Origin of the sequence: Sphaerotilus sulfidivorans (assembly GCF_013426975.1) — a bacterium.
GTDB classification, from domain to species: Bacteria; Pseudomonadota; Gammaproteobacteria; order Burkholderiales; family Burkholderiaceae_C; genus Sphaerotilus; species Sphaerotilus sulfidivorans.
Map to the genome: position 1 here is coordinate 149,056 of NZ_JACCPY010000002.1, position 17,085 is coordinate 166,140.

The 17,085-nt window shown below is 69.9% G+C and carries 15 protein-coding genes; 7 read left to right on the top strand and 8 right to left on the bottom strand.

Annotated elements, in window-relative coordinates:
* Positions 1 to 16: 16 nt before the first annotated feature.
* Positions 17 to 1,150, bottom strand: a complete 1,134-nt coding sequence (locus HZU84_RS01710) for an efflux RND transporter periplasmic adaptor subunit (RefSeq protein ID WP_149503959.1) — start codon at positions 1,148 to 1,150, stop codon at positions 17 to 19.
* A gap of 131 nt (positions 1,151 to 1,281) precedes the next feature.
* Between HZU84_RS01710 and HZU84_RS01715 the strand changes: the two genes are divergently transcribed.
* From HZU84_RS01715 to HZU84_RS01725, 3 genes are all read left to right on the top strand, one after another.
* Positions 1,282 to 2,016: a response regulator gene (locus HZU84_RS01715; protein WP_149503958.1), complete on the top strand. Its 735-nt coding sequence runs from the start codon at positions 1,282 to 1,284 to the stop codon at positions 2,014 to 2,016.
* Entirely contained in the window at positions 2,013 to 3,089 is a 1,077-nt protein-coding gene (locus HZU84_RS01720) for an ATP-binding protein (protein WP_149503957.1), read from the top strand. The genes HZU84_RS01715 and HZU84_RS01720 overlap by 4 nt, the downstream gene beginning before the upstream one ends.
* A gap of 205 nt (positions 3,090 to 3,294) precedes the next feature.
* Positions 3,295 to 4,599, top strand: coding sequence for a DEAD/DEAH box helicase (locus HZU84_RS01725; RefSeq protein WP_149503956.1), 1,305 nt, complete (start codon positions 3,295 to 3,297; stop codon positions 4,597 to 4,599).
* Here HZU84_RS01725 and HZU84_RS01730 read toward each other — a convergent pair.
* The 5 genes from HZU84_RS01730 to HZU84_RS01750 form a co-directional block, all read right to left on the bottom strand.
* Positions 4,581 to 5,594 carry an NAD-dependent epimerase/dehydratase family protein gene (locus tag HZU84_RS01730; RefSeq protein WP_149503955.1) on the bottom strand — a complete coding sequence of 338 codons (1,014 nt, stop codon included), beginning with the start codon at positions 5,592 to 5,594 and terminating at the stop codon, positions 4,581 to 4,583. The genes HZU84_RS01725 and HZU84_RS01730 overlap by 19 nt on opposite strands.
* Complete coding sequence (locus tag HZU84_RS01735) at positions 5,591 to 6,700, bottom strand: Gfo/Idh/MocA family protein (RefSeq protein ID WP_180692748.1); 1,110 nt, start codon at positions 6,698 to 6,700, stop codon at positions 5,591 to 5,593. Before HZU84_RS01735 ends, HZU84_RS01730 begins: the two co-directional genes overlap by 4 nt.
* A gap of 53 nt (positions 6,701 to 6,753) precedes the next feature.
* On the bottom strand, positions 6,754 to 7,974 hold the full coding sequence (locus tag HZU84_RS01740) for a glycosyltransferase family 2 protein (protein WP_149503953.1): 1,221 nt from the start codon (positions 7,972 to 7,974) through the stop codon (positions 6,754 to 6,756).
* 3 nt (positions 7,975 to 7,977) lie between these two features.
* The gene (locus HZU84_RS01745) at positions 7,978 to 9,156 is read right to left on the bottom strand and encodes a hypothetical protein (protein ID WP_149503952.1); all 1,179 of its coding nucleotides are present in this window, start codon (positions 9,154 to 9,156) and stop codon (positions 7,978 to 7,980) included.
* Positions 9,157 to 9,322: 166 nt separating this feature from the next.
* Positions 9,323 to 10,696 (bottom strand): O-antigen ligase family protein, encoded by a 1,374-nt coding sequence (locus HZU84_RS01750; RefSeq protein ID WP_180692749.1) that lies wholly within the window; start codon positions 10,694 to 10,696, stop codon positions 9,323 to 9,325.
* 235 nt (positions 10,697 to 10,931) lie between these two features.
* Between HZU84_RS01750 and HZU84_RS01755 the strand changes: the two genes are divergently transcribed.
* The 3 genes from HZU84_RS01755 to HZU84_RS01765 all read left to right on the top strand — a co-directional run bounded on the left by HZU84_RS01755 (position 10,932) and on the right by HZU84_RS01765 (position 13,110).
* On the top strand, positions 10,932 to 12,137 hold the full coding sequence (locus HZU84_RS01755; protein ID WP_149503950.1) for a glycosyltransferase family 4 protein: 1,206 nt from the start codon (positions 10,932 to 10,934) through the stop codon (positions 12,135 to 12,137).
* 16 nt (positions 12,138 to 12,153) lie between these two features.
* Entirely contained in the window at positions 12,154 to 12,666 is a 513-nt protein-coding gene (locus tag HZU84_RS01760) for a serine O-acetyltransferase (protein ID WP_037482769.1), read from the top strand.
* 270 nt (positions 12,667 to 12,936) lie between these two features.
* Positions 12,937 to 13,110, top strand: coding sequence for a DUF3149 domain-containing protein (locus tag HZU84_RS01765; RefSeq protein WP_149503949.1), 174 nt, complete (start codon positions 12,937 to 12,939; stop codon positions 13,108 to 13,110).
* 20 nt (positions 13,111 to 13,130) lie between these two features.
* Here the strand turns inward: HZU84_RS01765 and HZU84_RS01770 are convergent, their stop codons facing one another.
* Positions 13,131 to 13,766, bottom strand: coding sequence for a pseudouridine synthase (locus tag HZU84_RS01770; protein ID WP_149503948.1), 636 nt, complete (start codon positions 13,764 to 13,766; stop codon positions 13,131 to 13,133).
* Between the two features lie 103 nt (positions 13,767 to 13,869).
* Here HZU84_RS01770 and HZU84_RS01775 point away from each other — a divergent pair, with 103 nt between their 5' ends.
* Positions 13,870 to 15,222 carry a mechanosensitive ion channel family protein gene (locus HZU84_RS01775; RefSeq protein ID WP_244954280.1) on the top strand — a complete coding sequence of 451 codons (1,353 nt, stop codon included), beginning with the start codon at positions 13,870 to 13,872 and terminating at the stop codon, positions 15,220 to 15,222.
* Here HZU84_RS01775 and HZU84_RS01780 read toward each other — a convergent pair.
* Positions 15,191 to 17,080, bottom strand: a complete 1,890-nt coding sequence (locus HZU84_RS01780; RefSeq protein ID WP_149503947.1) for a sensor histidine kinase — start codon at positions 17,078 to 17,080, stop codon at positions 15,191 to 15,193. The two genes, HZU84_RS01775 and HZU84_RS01780, sit on opposite strands and share 32 nt — an antisense overlap.
* Positions 17,081 to 17,085: the final 5 nt, after the last annotated feature.

A 17,085-nucleotide genomic window follows, 5' to 3' on the forward strand; every position in this document is an offset into this window, starting at 1 on the left:
ACAGGGCTCCGTCGGATCAGCGGGCAGAGTCCGCCTGCGTGGCGACCGGCATGCCTTCGGCCAGGCGTTCCATGCCTGCGACCACCACCTGCTGGCCGGCACTCAGGCCGGCGGTGACCCGGTACTGCCGATCGATCAGCTCGCCCAGCGTCACCGCGATCCGATGCGCCTTCGCGTCGGTGTCGACCGTCCAGACATGCGGCTTGCCGCCGATCCGCACCACGGCCTGCTGCGGCACCGCAAGCGCGGCGTCGAAGCGGGCCAGGGCCATGCGGACCCGCACGAACATGCCGGGCAGCAGGCGCTGCTGCGGGTTGTCCACCTGCACGCGCAGCAGGACATCGCCCGTGTCGGCATTCACCTCGATGCCGGAAAAGAGCATGTGTGCCTTGACGTCGAGGGGTGATCCATCGTCGCGCAGCACGGCGACGGGCAGGCCGCCGTCGCGTGTCGCGGGGGCCGCCATGGCCTGACGCAGGGCGTCCAGCGAGGCGGCTGGGCGACGCACATCCACATAGACCGTGTCGATCTGCTGCACGCGCGCCATCGGCGTGCTGTCGCCGCTGGCGACCAGCGCGCCCTCGGTCACCAGGGTCTGGCCGATGCGACCGGAAATCGGCGACTCCACCGTGGCGAGCTTCAGGTCCAGGCGGCGGCGCGACAAGGCGGCGCGGGCCTGGGCCACGTCGGCTTCTGCCTGCTGGCGCTGCGACAGCGCATCGTCATGGAGCTGGCGGCTGATCGCCTCGGCCTGGGCCAGGGGCTCCAGCCGCTCGGCCTGCAGCCGGGCGCGCGCCAGTGCCGCCTCGGCCCGCTGCAGGGCGGCAGCGGCGGCTTCCTCCTCGGCGCGGAAGGGCGCGGGATCGATCTCGAACAGGGCCTGGCCGGCGCGCACCTCCGCACCCTGCTCGAACAGCCGGCGCCGCACGATGCCGCTGACCTGCGGCCGGATGTCCGCGACGCGAACGGGGGCGACACGCGCCGGCAGATCCTCGGTCAGCACCAGTCTGCTGGGGGCGAGCGTCATCACGGTCACCTGCGGGACGGGCGGTTTCACTTCGGGCTCGGCGGCGGGGCCGCAGCCGCCCAGCGCAGCGAGCATCAGGGCGGGCAGCACACCCAGGCAGCGCCACGGCTTGTCGATCTTCATGACGGTTCCTTCATGCGCGGGCGCATCGGCCCGCGCGGACAGAAAAGGCAGTCTGGACCGGCAGCATGGCGGCCGCGCTGCGCTTGTGTGGAGATAGGATGGAGACACTGAACTGGTCTCAAGGCGGTCCCATGTCCACCTCATCCCTGTCCCCCGACGCAACGGCGGGTCTTCCCGCGCTCGTGCTGATTGCCGAGGACGAGCCCGAGATCGCCGAGATCCTGCAGGCCTATCTCGGACGTGCCGGCCTGCGCGCCGTCCATGCCGCCGACGGCCGCCGCGCGCTGGACATGCATCTGTCGCTGAAGCCCGATCTGGTGCTGCTCGATGTGCAGATGCCCAGACTGGACGGCTGGAAGGTGCTCTCCGAGATCCGCCATCGCGGCGAGACGCCGGTCATCATGCTGACCGCGATGGACCAGGACATCGACAAGCTGATGGGCCTGCGCTTCGGGGCCGACGACTATGTGGTCAAGCCCTTCAACCCGGCAGAGGTCGTGGCTCGCACGCAGGCGGTGCTGCGCCGCTCGAGGGGCGGCACCCGCGGTCCTGTGCGCGTGCTGAGGGTGCCGCCCTTCGAGATCGACCTGGACCAGCACGAGGTCAGCGTGGAGGTCGGCGGGGCGACGCACGGCCTGGCCCTGACCCTCACCGAGTTCAGGCTGCTCGCGCATCTGGCGCGTGCGCCCAGGCGCGTCTGCACCCGCGCCGAACTGCTGGCTGCCTGTCTGCCCGAAGGCGATTCCCAGGAGCGCACCGTCGACAGCCACATCAGCAAGCTGCGCAAGAAGCTGGAGGGACTGGGTGTCGAAGGCATGCCCGCCGGCATTCGCGGCGTCGGCTACCGGCTTTGGAGCGCGTCATGAGGCTGGTGGGCCTGAGCCGCCAGATCGCGCTGGCCATGATGGCGATCGCCTTCGGCGTCACCTTGCTGGTGGTGCTGACCTCCTATGTGTTCTATTTCTTCGCCGTCAGCCAGTGGCCGGAGCTGTTCGAGCAGCCCACCTTGCTCCCGAACGGGCCGGAGTGGGTCTGGATCGCGAGCACCACGCTGGTCGGACTGGTGTTCGCGATCGTCGCGGGCGTGCATCTGGCGCGTCGCATCCTGGTGCCGCTGAACTCGGTGACGGATGGCATCCGGCGTGTCGCGCAGGGCGACCTGGGCGCACGCGCCGTCCCGGGCGATCGCTCGCTGGGTGAAGCCGCCGGTCTGGCCGACGACTTCAACGCACTCGCCACCCAGCTGCAGCGCACCACGGAGGAGATGGCGTTCTGGAACGCGGCCATCGCCCATGAGCTGCGCACGCCGGTGACCATCCTGCGCGGACGCCTGCAAGGCCTGGCCGAGGGCGTGTTCACGCCGGACGAGTCGCAGTTCCGCAGCCTGCTCAATCAGGTCGACGGACTGGCCCGGCTGATCGAGGATCTGCGCGCAGTCAGCCTGGCCGAGAGCGGCCATCTGCATCTCCACCTCCAGCAGACCGACCTGGACGCGGAGGTCGAATCGGTGGTGGCGTTCTGCCGGCAGACGCTGCAGGCGGCGGACCAGCATCCGGTCCTCGACCTGAACGCCCGGTCCGTGCGCTGCGACCCGGTGCGCATCCGCCAGGCCCTGCTGGCTTTGCTGGACAACGTCCGGCGGCATGCGGTGCCCGGCAAGGTGCTTGTCCGGACGCGACTGGACAACGGCTGGTGCGTCCTGAGCGTGGAAGACGAGGGGCCGGGCATTCCGCCAGAGTCCGCTTCGCAGGTGTTCCAGGCGTTCCGGCGGATGCGTGCCGGTGGCGAGACCGCTGCCGATGCCGGCAGCGGTCTCGGTCTGGCGGTGGTCGCCGCCATCGCGCATGCGCATCAGGGCGATGCCCGCTGCCATTCCTCGGCCGGTGGCGGAGCCTGCTTCGAACTGTGCTGGCCCTTGTCTCTCCATTGCGCCCGTTGAGCAAGCGCTGCGGCCCGACTGCCGATCCGTCACCCTCGCGCAGGCGAGGGCCCACGCCTGCCGCTGCTGTGCTTTCTCGTGGGTGCCCGCCTGCGCGGGCATGACGGGGAGGTGGGCATGACGGGGCCGTGGCGCTTGCGCGTGGCGATGCGCACGCAGGCTGCGACAATCCCGTCCCCCTGTCGCGCCCCTTGCTGGACTGCCCATGTCATTTGATTCCCTCGGCCTGAAGCCGCCCCTGCTGAGCGCGCTGCGCGAACTCGGCTTCACGCAGCCCACGCCGGTGCAGGCCGAGGCGATTCCCGCCGCGCTCTCGGGCGCGGATCTGCAGGCCTCGGCGCAGACCGGCTCGGGCAAGACGCTGGCCTTCGCGCTGCCGCTGCTGCAGGCCGATCTGGCCGCCACCCGTGCCTGGCCGCGCGCGCCGCACGGGCTGGTGCTGGTGCCGACGCGCGAGCTGGCGATGCAGGCCGGCGAGCTGCTGCGCGATCTGGCGCGCCGGCTGCCGGATCCGCCGCGGGTGTCGGTGCTGTTCGGTGGCGTGTCGATCAATCCGCAGATGATGGGCCTGCGCGGCGGCACCGAGCTGGTGGTGGCCACGCCGGGCCGGCTGCTCGATCTGGTCGACCACAACGCGATCCGGCTCGACCATGTGCGCACGCTGGTGCTCGACGAGGCCGACCGGCTGCTCGACCTGGGCTTCGCCGACGAGCTGACCCGCGTGCTGGCGCTGCTGCCGGCGCGCCGGCAGAACCTGCTGTTCTCGGCGACCTTTCCGGCGTCGGTGCAGTCGCTGGCCGATGCGCTGCTGCGCGCGCCGGTGCGCATCGACATCGCGCCGGGGCCGGTCGCCGGTGCGGCCGGGGAGGGTGGCGAGGGCGCCGCGGCCCATCCCGACATCCACGAGCGCGCGATTGCGCTCGACGCCGGCCGGCGCACCGGCGTGCTGCGCCAGCTGCTGAAGACGCATGGCTGGGACCGGGTGCTGGTCTTCGTCGCCACCCGCCATGCCACCGAGCTGGTCGCGCACAAGCTCGGCCGCGAGGGCGTGCCGGCGCATGCGCTGCACGGCGAGCTGAGCCAGGGCACCCGCACCGAGGTGCTGGCGGCCTTCCGCGCCGGGCGCATCCGCGTGCTGGTGGTGACCGATCTGGCCGCGCGCGGCATCGACATCCCGGCGCTGCCGGCGGTGGTCAACTATGACCTGCCGCGCTCGACCGACGACTACACCCACCGCATCGGCCGCACCGGCCGCGCCGGTCTGCCCGGCACCGCGGTGAGCTTCGTCAGCGCCGCGACCGAGGCGCATTTCCGCCTGATCGAGAAGCGCCAGGGCCGGCGTGTGCCGCGCGAGCAGCTCGCCGGCTACGAGCCGACCGAGACCGCCACGCCGGAGCAGTCCGCCGGCGGCATCAAGGGCCGGCGCCCGAGCAAGAAGGACAAGCTGCGGGCGGCAGCCGCTGCCGCCGCCGCAGCAGCAGCCAATCAGGATCAGCGCGACGGCAGCTGAGCCTTCAACCAGGCGTAGGTGCGGCTCAGGCCCTCGGGCGTGGGCACGCGCTGCGTCCAGCCGATCTTCTTCAGGCCGTCGTTGCTGTAGCGGATCGGCGTGTACATCGACTTCACGACATAGGGCGTGAAGACCGCCGGCATCTGGCCCTTGGACTTCCTGTTGTAGGCCACCAGCTTGCCCGACACCCACAGGAAGGCGCTGAAGGGCAGCGTGACGACACGCATCTTCTGCACGTTCTTCAGGTAGCCGTCGAGGTACTGGCGGCAGGTCGGGATCTGGTCGTCGACCACCGCGAAGGCGCTGCCGCTGGGCGCGTGCACCGCGGCGCGTGCGACCGCGTCGGCGCAGTTCTCGACATAGGTCAGCGGCAGCAGCGCGCCGTTGCCCAGGCTGGCGAACAGGCCCATTGCCTTCAGGCCGACGCGCGGCGACAGCGCGCCGCCGCCGGGGCCGTAGATCACGCCGGGGCGCAGGATCACCGTCTCGAAGCCGTGCTGCTTCGCGTAGTCCAGGAACATGTGCTCCTGGCGGGTCTTGGCGTAGCCGTAGGGGCCCTTGTCGACGCCGACCGGCTCGATCGGGGTGTCCTCGCCCAGCGTGTCGCCCGGCTTCATCGCGTCGGTCTTGTAGACCGCAAAGGAGCTGATCAGCACGATGCGCTTCGTGCCGACGCGTCCGCAGGCCTCGAAGACATTGCGGCTGCCCATGACCGTGTTGGCGAACATGTCGGCCGCGGCGCCCTTCATGCCGGCGGCGGCATGGATGACGCAGTCCACGCCCTCGAGCATCGCGTCGAAGGAGCCGCGTGCGATCAGGTTGGCGCCCGCGGTCTCCAGGCGGGCCTGCGGGAATTCCTGCTGCAGCGACTCGATCAGGCCGGCCGGGGCGCGGCTGCGGAAGTGCAGCCGCAGGTCGTTCTGGCCCGCCATCAGCAGGCTGCGGGTGATCTGCTTGCCGAGGAAACCGCCGGCGCCGGTGAGGAGGATCTTCATGCGCGGGCCTCCGTGGCGGAGGTGGAGTTCTTCGGGTCGGCCATGCAGGCGTCGACGCCCTCGACGATCTGGTCGATGACGCGGCACACCCGCAGGATCTGCTCGGGCGGCACCGGATCGGCGCCACGGCCCTCGACCGCGTCGTAGAAGCGCTCCAGCAGCACGCGCATGCACTGGAAGTAGTGGAACTCGTAGCGGCGGAAGCGACCGATGTTGCGCCGGCCGTTGGCGGCAAGCTGCCGGGCCTGGGTCCAGGCCATGAACTGGCGGCCCAGCGCGCTGGGCGCCGACCAGCGCGAGGCGCGGATCAGCGTGCGCGAGGTGTAGTCGAGCTCGACCGAGTCGGTGGTGCCGACCACCTTCAGCGTGTGCGGCACCGGGCGGCCGTGCGCGCTGACGTTGCCGCTGACGGTGACGCCGCCGCTCCTCAGGATGAAGCGCAGCTCGTCGGGCATCGCATCGACGATGGCCGAGCCGGTGGGGCCGCGGCGGCGGAAGGCCAGCACGCGGGTGTCGATCTCGTCGCCGAGGAAGGGCACCACCTTGGCCAGCACATGGTCGAGCACGTTGTGGAACAGCTTGCCCGGCAGCCGGTGCACCCAGTGGCCCGGGTCGGTCATCACCGCCAGGCCGTAGTCGCCCGACAGGTTGTAGCCGTAGTTGGTGTCGAGGTGGACGACCTCGCCCAGCTCGCCCTTCTTCAGCAGCGCCTCCAGCTCGAGGCCCGGGGTCTCGTAGTTGTAGAGGTAGTTGACGCCCGCCTTGCGGCCGGCCTCCTGGGCCAGCTTCAGGATCTCGAGCGCCTGCGCCGCGGTCAGCGCGAAGGGCTTCTCCATGAACACATGGCAGCCCGCCGCGAAGGCCATCTTCGCCAGGAAGAGGTGCGAGTCCGGCGGCGTGGCGATGTGCACCACGTCCAGCCGCTCCTTGGCGAACATCTCGGCCGCGTCGTCGTAGCGGCCGGGGATCTTCATGCGCACCGCCAGCTGCTCGGCCATCAGCGGCTCGCGGTCGCAGACCGCGACCACCTCGCCGCGGCCGATCGCGCGGATCTGTTCGACATGGCCGTCGGCGATCTTGCCGCAGCCGATGATTCCTACCCTCAACACATCTCGCTCCCGGAGAGAAACACGATTTTTCTGGCGGATCGCTCCGCGGGTCAGCGGCTGGTGCGGCCCCAGCTTCCGGCGTAGCGGCCGGTGGCATAGCGCCAGGAGGCGACCAGGAAGGCCCAGTTCAGCGCGAACAGGAAGGCCGCCAGCTTGACCAGCGTCGGCAGCTTCACGCCGCGGCTGCTCATCTGCCAGCCGGCCCAGGCGGCCAGATAGGCCAGCGCCTGGCCCAGCGCGTACAGCGCCCAGCCCGACGAGCCGGTCTGCGCCGCCAGCGCCACCGAGGCGGCCAGCGCCAGCAGCAGCAGATGCGGCGCGGTCCAGCGCAGCACCTTGTGCGACACATAGGCGAAGGCGGTGGCCGCCGAGGTGCGCGTCAGGTACTGCGGATGGCGCACCAGCGCCTGGAAGTTGCCGATGCCGATGCGGATGCGGCGCTTGACTTCCTCGCCGATCTCCTCGGGCGTGTCTTCCTCGGCCCAGGCCTTGGGCTCGTAGACCAGCCGGTGGCCGCCGGCCGAGACATTCATCGCGATGACGAAGTCGTCGCAGATGGTGTCCGGGCGGATCGGCTGCCACAGCGCGCGGCGGATCGCGTAGATCGCGCCGTTGGCGCCCAGCAGCGCGCCGATGCGGGCCTCGAAGAACTTCAGGAACTGCTCGATGCGCCAGTACAGGCTGTCCTGGTTGTCGCCGCCGGCGTTGCCCAGCAGGCGCAGCTCGCCGGTGACGCCGCCGACCTTGGGGTCGTCGAAGCGCGAGACCAGCTTCTTGAGCGCGCCGCGCTCGAAGTAGGTGTTGGCGTCGGAGAAGACGACGATCGGCTCGGTGGTGCGCGAGACCAGGTCGTTGAGCACGCTGGCCTTGCCGCGGTTCTGCTCGAAGGGCAGCGCGACGATGCGCACCTCGCCCTCGAAGCGGCGCATCAGCTCGGCGGTGCGGTCGCGGCTGCCGTCCGAGCCGATGTAGGCGCGCAGCCGGTCGGCGGGATAGTCGAGCGCCAGCAGGTTCTCGATGCGCGAGACGATGTGGCGTTCCTCGTTGTAGGCCGAGATGACGATGGCCACCGGCGGCCAGTCCGGCTCGGTGCCGGCGGCCGAGCGCTGCATCTCCAGCCGGCGCTCGCTCTTGCGGAAGACGAAGGCGACGTCGCGCAGCCCCTGGCTGATCGCGCCGACGACGAAGAGCGCGAGCGGATAGAGGGCGTAGGAGTAGACCACCGCCACGACCCCTCCGATCGCGACGATGGCCAGCAGCAGCTCGACCACCGCTCAGTTCCCCGCCGGCATCGGGCGGTAGGCCGGGCGCGGGATGACCAGGTCGCGGTACTGGCCGGGCTCGCCGGGCAGGCCCTGCTCGGCGGCCTTGACGATGTTGTACATCTCGCGGGCGCTGACATGGTGCAGCTTCCACTCGCGGCCGTCGTTGTACTTCGCGTGCAGATGCTCGTAGCAGCGGCGCATCGGCTCGCCCAGCAGGGTGTCCATGTCGCGCTCCTGCGTGCCGTGGGTGTGGATCTTCACGAAGATCCACTCCGGCTTGCCCTCGACATGGATGCCGGTCTCGATCCAGGCATCGACCCGGTCGGGCGTGGGCGGGCAGCTGGTGCGGATGTCGGAGTTCTCGATGCGCGGGATGATGCCGAACTTGCGGTCGTTCCACTTGAAGCCCAGCGGGCCCTGGATCAGCATCAGGTCGCCCCAGGGCTTGCCGCCGGCCTTCACCCGCATGCCGGTGTCATGCGACTTGCAGCGCTCCGGATCGTCCTTGGCGTAGTAGATCTTGTTGATCGTCGAGGTCTGACAGGGATCGGGCGAGGCCGGGAAGGTGTAGTCGACATAGCAGCCTTCCTCGCGCAGCACGATCAGCTCGTTGTTGACGCCGCAGCCGAAGCCGTGCGGGTGCGAGTTGTCCAGCGCCCAGTTGCCGTGGATGAAGGCCCAGCGCGGCTGCTTCGTCACCGGATCGACCGGCAGCGCGTCGTGGCGGTCGACCAGGGTGCGGGTGAAGCGGCGCAGCTTCTCGCGCAGGCCCGCTTCGGTGTCCTTGTCATGGTGCAGATGGATCTCGATCTCGCCGTAGCCCATGCGGCAGATCTCCACCAGTGCATCGAGGTGCTCGGGGCGGTACTCCTCTTCCGGGTAGAAGAAGCTGTGGATCGGGCCGCGCCCGTCGGCGTCGCGGAACTGGTCGCACAGCGCCGGGTACTCCTGGCGCCAGCGTGCCACCCGGCGGCATTCGGTGGCGTAGTCCGGCTGCTTCCACATCGGCTCGTAGTGGTCGACGAAGCAGAACATCACATGCTTCGTGGTGCCCGGTGGCACCGGGGCGCGCCAGTCCTGCTTCAGATAGCTGAACAGCCATTCCTGGATGTTGCGCTGGCGGATGAACAGCACGACCGCGGCGCACAGCAGCAGAAGAAGCACGACAAGCACATGAACGAGCGTCATCGGAGTCTTGAAAAGGTCAAGGAAAGGAGCGCTGACAGAGGTTGACAGGGGCTGACTGAAGCGCAGTGCAAACGATTTGCCGAAGGCAATCGGGGCGAACTCTAGCATCGTGCGATTGCGGTTTTCCCCAGGGCCGCCTTACCGGAGGGGGCCTGCATGGCCTGGATCAGCCGCCACGCCCGAGCTGATGCGAGAACACGAAGCCACGAATTGCAACAATCGTCAGCAACATGATGATGAAGGTGCTGCGAACCCAGGGGATCGTGTGAATTTTTTCGTATTTGGGCGATTCCTTGTCGGTCATGCCCGGCGCGCGGCTGGCACACCACCAGGCCGACACGCACAGCGCCAGCAGGAAGTACAGCACCGGCTGGTAGGTGCGCGACAGGAACCAGGCGCAGACCAGGAAGCCGACCAGCGAGTTGCGCAGCAGCACCACCATCTGGCGGTGCGGGCTGCGCGCGGGCAGGGTCTCGACCGCCGCGCTCAGGCTCTTGAAGGTCAGCACGATCATGCCGATCCACAGGAAATAGCCGACCAGGCCGAGCTCGGCGAAGCACAGTACGAAGGAGTTGTGTGCGGTCAGATGGTGGTGGTCGGTGAAGTTGCCGTAGCCCGCGCCCCAGATCGGACGCCATTTCAGCAGCTCCAGTCCGACCGCCCAGGCCTCGATGCGCTCGCCGGCCGACTGCTCCTGCGACGAGAAGCCGCGCCCGCCCACCGCGCTGGCGCCCAGGAAGGCCACGCCGGCCAGGCCGCCGAGGATCGCGGTGCGGGTGGTGCCCAGCCAGTCGCGCACGATGAAGAACAGCAGCGAGGCCACACCCAGCAGCGCGCCGCGCGACTGGCTCAGCACGATCGCGTACATCATGACCGCGCCGGGTGCGACGATCAGCAGGGTGTTGCGCAGCCAGGCCCGCTGGCGCCAAAGCACGAACAGCAGCGGCAGGCACATCACCAGCACCTGGGAGAAGTCGTTCGGATCATTCAGGAAGCCCTGGCCGCGCACTCGCCACAGATACCAGCCGGTCTGGTCCAGCGCGGGGATCTCGGAGGCGGCTGACGGCGGTGCCCGGCTCGGATCCTCGTCCTCATGCTGGGGCGCGGTCTGGCGCAGCACCAGCTGCTGGGCAAACTGCCCGGTGTGATAGGCCTGGATGCCGAAGAGGGCCGCCACCAGCATCGACAGCACCACTGCTGCGCAGGCGAGCTTGAGCCGGCGCAGCGAGGTCACGTTCAGCGCCACCAGCACGAACAGCATCGACGAGGTGGTGAAGTCGTTCATCGCGGTGAAGGCGCCACCGGCCCAGCCGTTGAGCGCCAGCGACACGCCCAGCATCACCATGAAGGCGAACAGCAGCTTGAAGTCGATGCCGCGCGCGGCGATCTCCTTGCGCACGATGGCGCGGCTGGCGGCCAGGACGAAGCCGAGCGTCCACAGCACCAGCATCGGCCGGTACTCCGCCATTTCCGGCGCGAACAGCTCGATCGGCCGGAAGAAGCTGAGGAACACATAGAGCAGGAAGACCGCGAAACTCATGATCCGGGCGACGGTTCGTGCAAAAGGTCCGATCCTAATGCGCCCGGATGACGGCGGCACGCCTGTACCCCCGGCCGTGGTACCGAAGCGGCTTAATCTGAAATGACGAGGTACCGCGGTGTGTCGCGGAAACATCGTTGCGTGCCAAGGAATTGTCGATCCGGCAGCTTAAGATCCGGCCCGCGTTTGTCGCGTTTATCCGCGTTTCCGACCCTTGACGATCGACGATCCCTGCATGAACAAGCCTGCTGTCCAGCCCCCCCTGCGCCGCGTCCTCTATCACCATCGCACCCAGGGCAAGGCGGTCGAGGGCGTGCACATCCGCGGCATCACCGATGCACTGCGCGCCGAGGGCGTGACGGTGGACATCATCTCGCTGCCCGGTGCCGACCCGTATGCCAGCCCGAAGGCGCTGAGTCCGACCAAGCAGGCCCGGCCCTGGATGAAGTGGGTCACCAGCCTGCCCGAGCCGCTGTTCGAGCTGGCCGAGCTGGGCTACAACGCGGTGGCCGGCTGGCGCATCCGCGAGTACCTGAACGCGCACAGGGACGTCGACCTGATCTACGAGCGCTACTCGCTCTACATGTTCGTCGCGGTGATGATCGCGCGGGCCCGCAGGATCCCGGTGATCCTGGAGATCAACGACTCCACCACCGTCTACCGGGTGCGGCCGCTGTTCTTCCAGCGTCTGGCCACGATGATCGAGCGCTGGGTGTTCCGCAACGCCAATGGCCTGGTCTTCGTCTCCGGCGCTTTCCGCGACCATGTGACGAAGGCGCATGGCGGCAAGATCGCGCCGACCATCGTCTCGCACAACGCGGCCAACATCGACAAGTTCAGCCCCACGCCCGAGCAGCGCGCCGCCGCGCGGGCGAAGTGGAAGCTGGACGGCAGCGTGGTCTGCGGCTACCTCGGCGCCTTCGTGCCGTGGCATGCGATCGACCAGTTCGTCTACAAGATCGCCGACCGCCTGAAGGCCAATCCGCAGCTCAAGCTGCTGCTGGTGGGCGACGGCGCCACCTTCCCCGTGGTGCAGGAGTTCGTGCAGAAGCACGGTCTGCAGGACCAGGTGGTGATGACGGGCCGCGTCTCGCATGACGAGGTGCCGGGCCTGCTGGCGGCGATGGACATGGCGGTGCTGCCCAGCGCGGGCGACTACACCTCGCCGGTCAAGCTGTTCGAGTTCATGGCCTGCGGCATTCCGCCGGTGGCGCCGGACTTCGTGCCGATCCGCGAGGTGCTGAAGGAAGACGAGACCGGCTGGATGTTCAAGGCCGGCGACCTGGAGAGCGCGGTGCAGATGGTGCTGCGCCGCAGCCAGGACAGCGACAACCTGCGCCGTGTCGGCCAGGCCGCGCGCGCCTACATCGCCCGCGAGCGCCAGTGGCGCAACAACATCCTGCAGCTCGTCGATTTCCGCGAGCGGGTCAAGGGCCGCTGAGGGCAGGGGAGCGGGCATGAAGCTGCTGCTGTCCGACCTGCGCGCCAAGCAGGTGCTCTACGGCGAGGGCGGCCCGCCGGTCTCGCTGCTGAAGGTGGTGCTGGCCGACGGCACGCTGGCCAATGCGCTGTACCGGCTGCAGGCCTGGCTGGCGCGGATCGGGCTGGCGCCGCTGGCGCTGATCCCGCACATCCTCAACAAGTGGCTCAACGGCTGCGTCATCGGCGTGAAGGCGCAGTTCGGGCCCGGCTTCGTGCTGATCCACCCGGTGGGCGTGGTCATCAACTCCAGCGTGCGCGGCGGGCGCAATGTCTGGCTGGAGAGCAGCGTGGTGATCGGCGAGAACCGCGGCGGCTTCCCGCGGCTGGGCGACGACATCTTCGTCGGCTCGGGCGCGAAGATCATCGGCGCGGTGGCGGTCGGCGACCGCGCGCGTGTCGGCGCCAATGCGGTGGTGCTGCACGATGTGCCGGCCGGCCACACCGCGCTGGGCATTCCGGCACGCATGCGCCCGCCCCGCGCCAACTAACGCACGCCTGACAGGCTCACCGCGGCTTGATCAACGCATTCCCTAGTGCGGCGCCGCGCCGATGGCGCTAGTCTCCATCTGTCGCGCGAAGGTTTCATCGCCCTCGTGGTCGGCGCATCAGAGCATTGACCTCCTGGCCCAGATCAAGCCGGGAGGTCTTTTTTTTCGGCCCTGTCCTGCATACCCCGGCGGGTTGACCTGACGCAAGGACGCCCGGTCCGGGCTGCGATCAGATGGATGCATGTTCAATCCGCAAGGGGACAAGACACCATGCACGCCCTGATCGACTTCTTCTCCACCGACTACGGCATTCTCAGCGCGCTGGTGCTCGCCACCACGATCGGCATGCTGGTCTTCTACATCAGCTACTTCATGAAGCACATCCGCCAGGACACGGAGGCGGCCGAGCAGGCGGCCCGTGCCGCGGCGGGTCGCTCTGCCTGAGGCGGGCATCCGGGAAGGCGTCAGAACGGCGCCGTGTCCTCGAAGACCTGCGGCGTCCCGTCGGCCGGATGCGCGAAGGCGAGCCGGCAGGCATGCAGCAGCAGCCGGGGCGCAGCCTCGCGCCACGGCGTCGGCGCATAGAGTTCGTCGCCGACGATCGGATGGCCGATCGACAGCAGATGCACCCGCAGCTGGTGCGATCGGCCGGTCACCGGCTCGAGCGCGAGCCGGGCGGTGCCTGCGGTCGCGTCGCGGCCCAGCACCTGCCAGCGGGTCAGCGACGCCCGCCCGGTCAGCGGGTCGACCTTCTGGCGCGGCCGGTTCGGCCAGTCGCAGATCAGCGGCAGGTCGATCGCACCTGATGCCTCGGCCGGGCAGCCGGCCACCACCGCCTCGTAGCGCTTGTCGACCTGTCGATCGGCGAAGAGCCGGCTGAGCCGGCGGTGCATCTCGGCGCCGCGCGCCATCAGCAGCAGGCCGGAGGTGGCCATGTCGAGCCGGTGCACGATCAGCGCGTCGGGCACCCGGCGCTGCACCCGCGCGGCGACGCAGTCGGCGTTCTCGGGCCCGCGCCCGGGCACCGACAGCAGGCCGGCGGGCTTGCGCACCACCAGCATCGCCGCGTCGAGGTGGATCAGTTCGATGTCGTCGTCCATCGCCGGCATTGTCGTCGGCGCTGCGCGGGCATGACAGCCTGTCACCTGGACGCGCATGATCGGGCGGCACAATCGCGCCTCCCGACTCGTATGACGCCGACCGATGATGACGACTGACCTGTCCACCCTGGATTTCCCGACGCTGCTGGCCGCGCTGATGCGGCCGTCCTTGCTGGTCGAGCTGGCGGTGCTGGCGGCGGTGCTGGCTGCCAGCGGGCTGCTGGTGTGGCTGCTGCGCGGCATGCGTGACCGCGACCGTGACCGCGCCGGGCAGCGCGAGGCGCGCCCCTCGATCTGGTTCGGCACCCATCTGGTCGACGGCGTGCTGTTTCCGCTGCTGGCGCTGGCGCTGGCCTACGTGGCGCGCCGGGTGCTGCTCGAGCTGGGCCAGCCGCTGGCGGTGTTCCGGCTGGCGATTCCGGTGCTGCTGTCGCTGGCGGTGATCCGGCTGAGCGTGCGGGTGCTCAGCGCGGCCTTTCCGGCGTCGGCGCTGATGCGCGCGGTCGAGCGCACGATTTCCTGGGTCGCCTGGCTGGGCATGGTGCTGTGGGTGACCGGGGTGCTGCCGGTGATGCTCGACGAACTCGACCAGATCCGCTGGAAGATCGGCGCCAACACGCTGAGCCTGCGCAACATCATCGAGGGCGGCCTGTCGGCCGGCTTCGTGATGGTGGTGGTGCTGTGGATCTCGGCGGCGCTGGAGGCGCGGCTGCTGGCCGGCGCCAGCGGCGCGCAGCTGTCGCTGCGCAAGGTGGCGGCCAATGCACTGCGCGCGATCCTGCTCTTCGTTGGCCTGCTGATGGCGCTGTCGGCGGTGGGCATCGACCTGACGGCGCTGTCGGTGCTGGGCGGCGCGCTGGGCGTGGGCATCGGCCTGGGCCTGCAGAAGCTGGCGGCCAACTATGTCAGCGGCTTCGTCATCCTGGCCGAGCGCTCGCTGCGCATCGGCGACATCGTCAACGTCGGCGGCTTCGAGGGCGCGATCACCGACATCACCACCCGCTACACCGTGATCCGCGCGCCCTCGGGGCGCGAGTCGATCGTGCCCAACGAGACGCTGATCACCACCGCGGTGCAGAACCTGTCGCTGGCCGACCGCCGGGTGCTGCTCAGCACGCTGGTCAGCGTCGACTACGACACCGATGTCGAGCGACTGCGTGCGCAGCTGGTCGAGACGGTGTCGGGGGTGCCGCGGGTGCTGGCCGATCCGGGGCCGGCGGTGCAGCTCAGCAACTTCGGCGCGGATGGTCTGGAGGTCACGGTGCTGTTCTGGATCGATGATCCGGAGAACGGTCAGGGCAATGTGCGCTCGGAGGTCAATCTGGCCATCCTGGCGCTGCTGCGCCGCGAGGGCGTGGGCATTCCGTATCCGCAGCGGGTCGTGCGCTTCCAGGGCGCGCTGCAGGCGGAGGTGGCGCCGCCGGTCACGGCGCCCGCAGCGGAATCCGCACGCTGAAGCGGCTGCCCTCGCCGGGGCAGCTCTCCACCAGCAGCCGCCCGCCCAGCACCTGGGTGCAGAAATGGTGGCACAGGTGCAGGCCGATGCCGGTGCCGCCGCGACCGCGCCGGGTGGTGAAGAAGGGGTCGAAGATGCGCGGCAGCACCAGCGGGTCGATGCCGCAGCCGTCGTCGATCACCTCGATCGCCAGCTCGTCCGGGCGATGGTCGTGGCGCTCGTCATCGCTGTCGCCGCCGGCCGGATCGACCCGGCACAGCACCCGGATGCTGCCCTGCACCAGCCCGGGCGGCGGCGGGTCGAAGGCATGCATCAGCGCGTTGCCGATCAGGTTCTCGATCACCTGCCCGAGCGGGCCGGGATAGCTGTCGAGCACCAGCCCGGCGCCCGAGGCGATGTGCAGCGACACCGGCACCGGCCGGGGCGGCGCCTCGCTGCCCAGGCGCGGCACCAGCAGCCGGCGCACATCCTGCAGCACCTCGTCGAGCTCGAAGCGGCGCCGCTCCACCGCGCCGCGGTCCACCGCGAGCTGCTTGAACAGCCGGATGACCTGGCTGGCGCGCTCCAGGCCGTGCTCGATGATGTCCAGCCCGGCGCGCTGGCGCTCCAGCAGCCGCGTGACCGGCGCCGGCAGCGGTGCGGTGGCGCCGAGCTCGCGCTCGGCCTCGCCGAGCCGGCGCACCAGCGTCGAGGCGGTCATGCGCGCGCTGCCCAGCGGGGTGTTGAGCTCATGCGCGACACCGGCCACCAGCAGGCCGAGCGAGGCGAGCTTTTCCGCCTGCACCAGCTCGTCCTGCAGCTGGCGCAGCCGGCGCAGCGCGTCGTCGGCGCCGGCCTTGGCCTCGGCCAGCGCGCGGTGGTTGGTCTGCAGATCGGCCAGCAGCCGCTCGCGCTCGACCTCGGTGCGGCGCTGGCGTCGCACCAGCAGCACCGCCAGCCCGAAGGCGGCGGTGCAGGCCAGCAGGCACTGCCAGGCGCTGGCATGGCGCAGCGGCTCGACGCTGTCGCGCGGCACATGGGCGACGAAGAACCAGGGCTGCATCGCCAGCCGGCCCGCCCCGGGCTCGGCGGGCAGGAAATCCTGGAAATGCCACATGCCGGCGTCCAGCTCGCGCCGGCCGCGACCCTGCTCCTGCAGCATGCGCCAGAGTTCCGGGTCGCGCATCGCCAGCGGCTGCGGCTCGGCGATGCTGACCGCGCGGCCCTCGCTGTCGTACAGGCGCAGCGGCTCCAGCGCCGGCTGCTTGAGTCGGGCCAGCCGCGCCATCATCGCCTGCAGATCATGCTGGATGACCACCATGCCGCGCAGCCGCCCGGCGGCGTCATAGACCGGCGAGGCCGCCCGCAGCGTGTGGCGCCCGCCCTCGCGCCCGAGCGGACTGAAGCGCGCCTCGGCCGGCAGCAGGTCGGCGAAATGCGCCAGCCAGGGCATCTGCGCCGGGCGGCGCAGCGTGCTCGAGGTGGCCAGCAGCGCCATGCCGTCGAGATGCTCGGTGCGCACCCGCTCCCTGCCGTGCTCGTCGATCCAGGAGATTTCCGCGTGGCGCGGCGAGGCGCGTGCATGCGCCAGCAGTGCGCTGGCCATCGCCGAGGTGTCGGCGCTGGCCGCGGCCACGCCGATGGCGGGCATCTGGCCCAGCACCAGTGCCGAGCGCGACAGGTCGGCCAGCTCCGAGCCGGTCAGCGCGATGCCCTGCTCGAGCAGGGTGCGGGCCTGCGCGCGCAGCGGCGACAGCCGCAGGTCGAGCAGCCGCAGATAGCTGAGCGCGCCGATCAGGCCGATCAGCAGCAGCCAGGGCAGCAGCCGCAGCACCAGGATGCGGCCTTCGCTGGCGCGGGGGCGTCTGTCGAGCGCCATCCGGC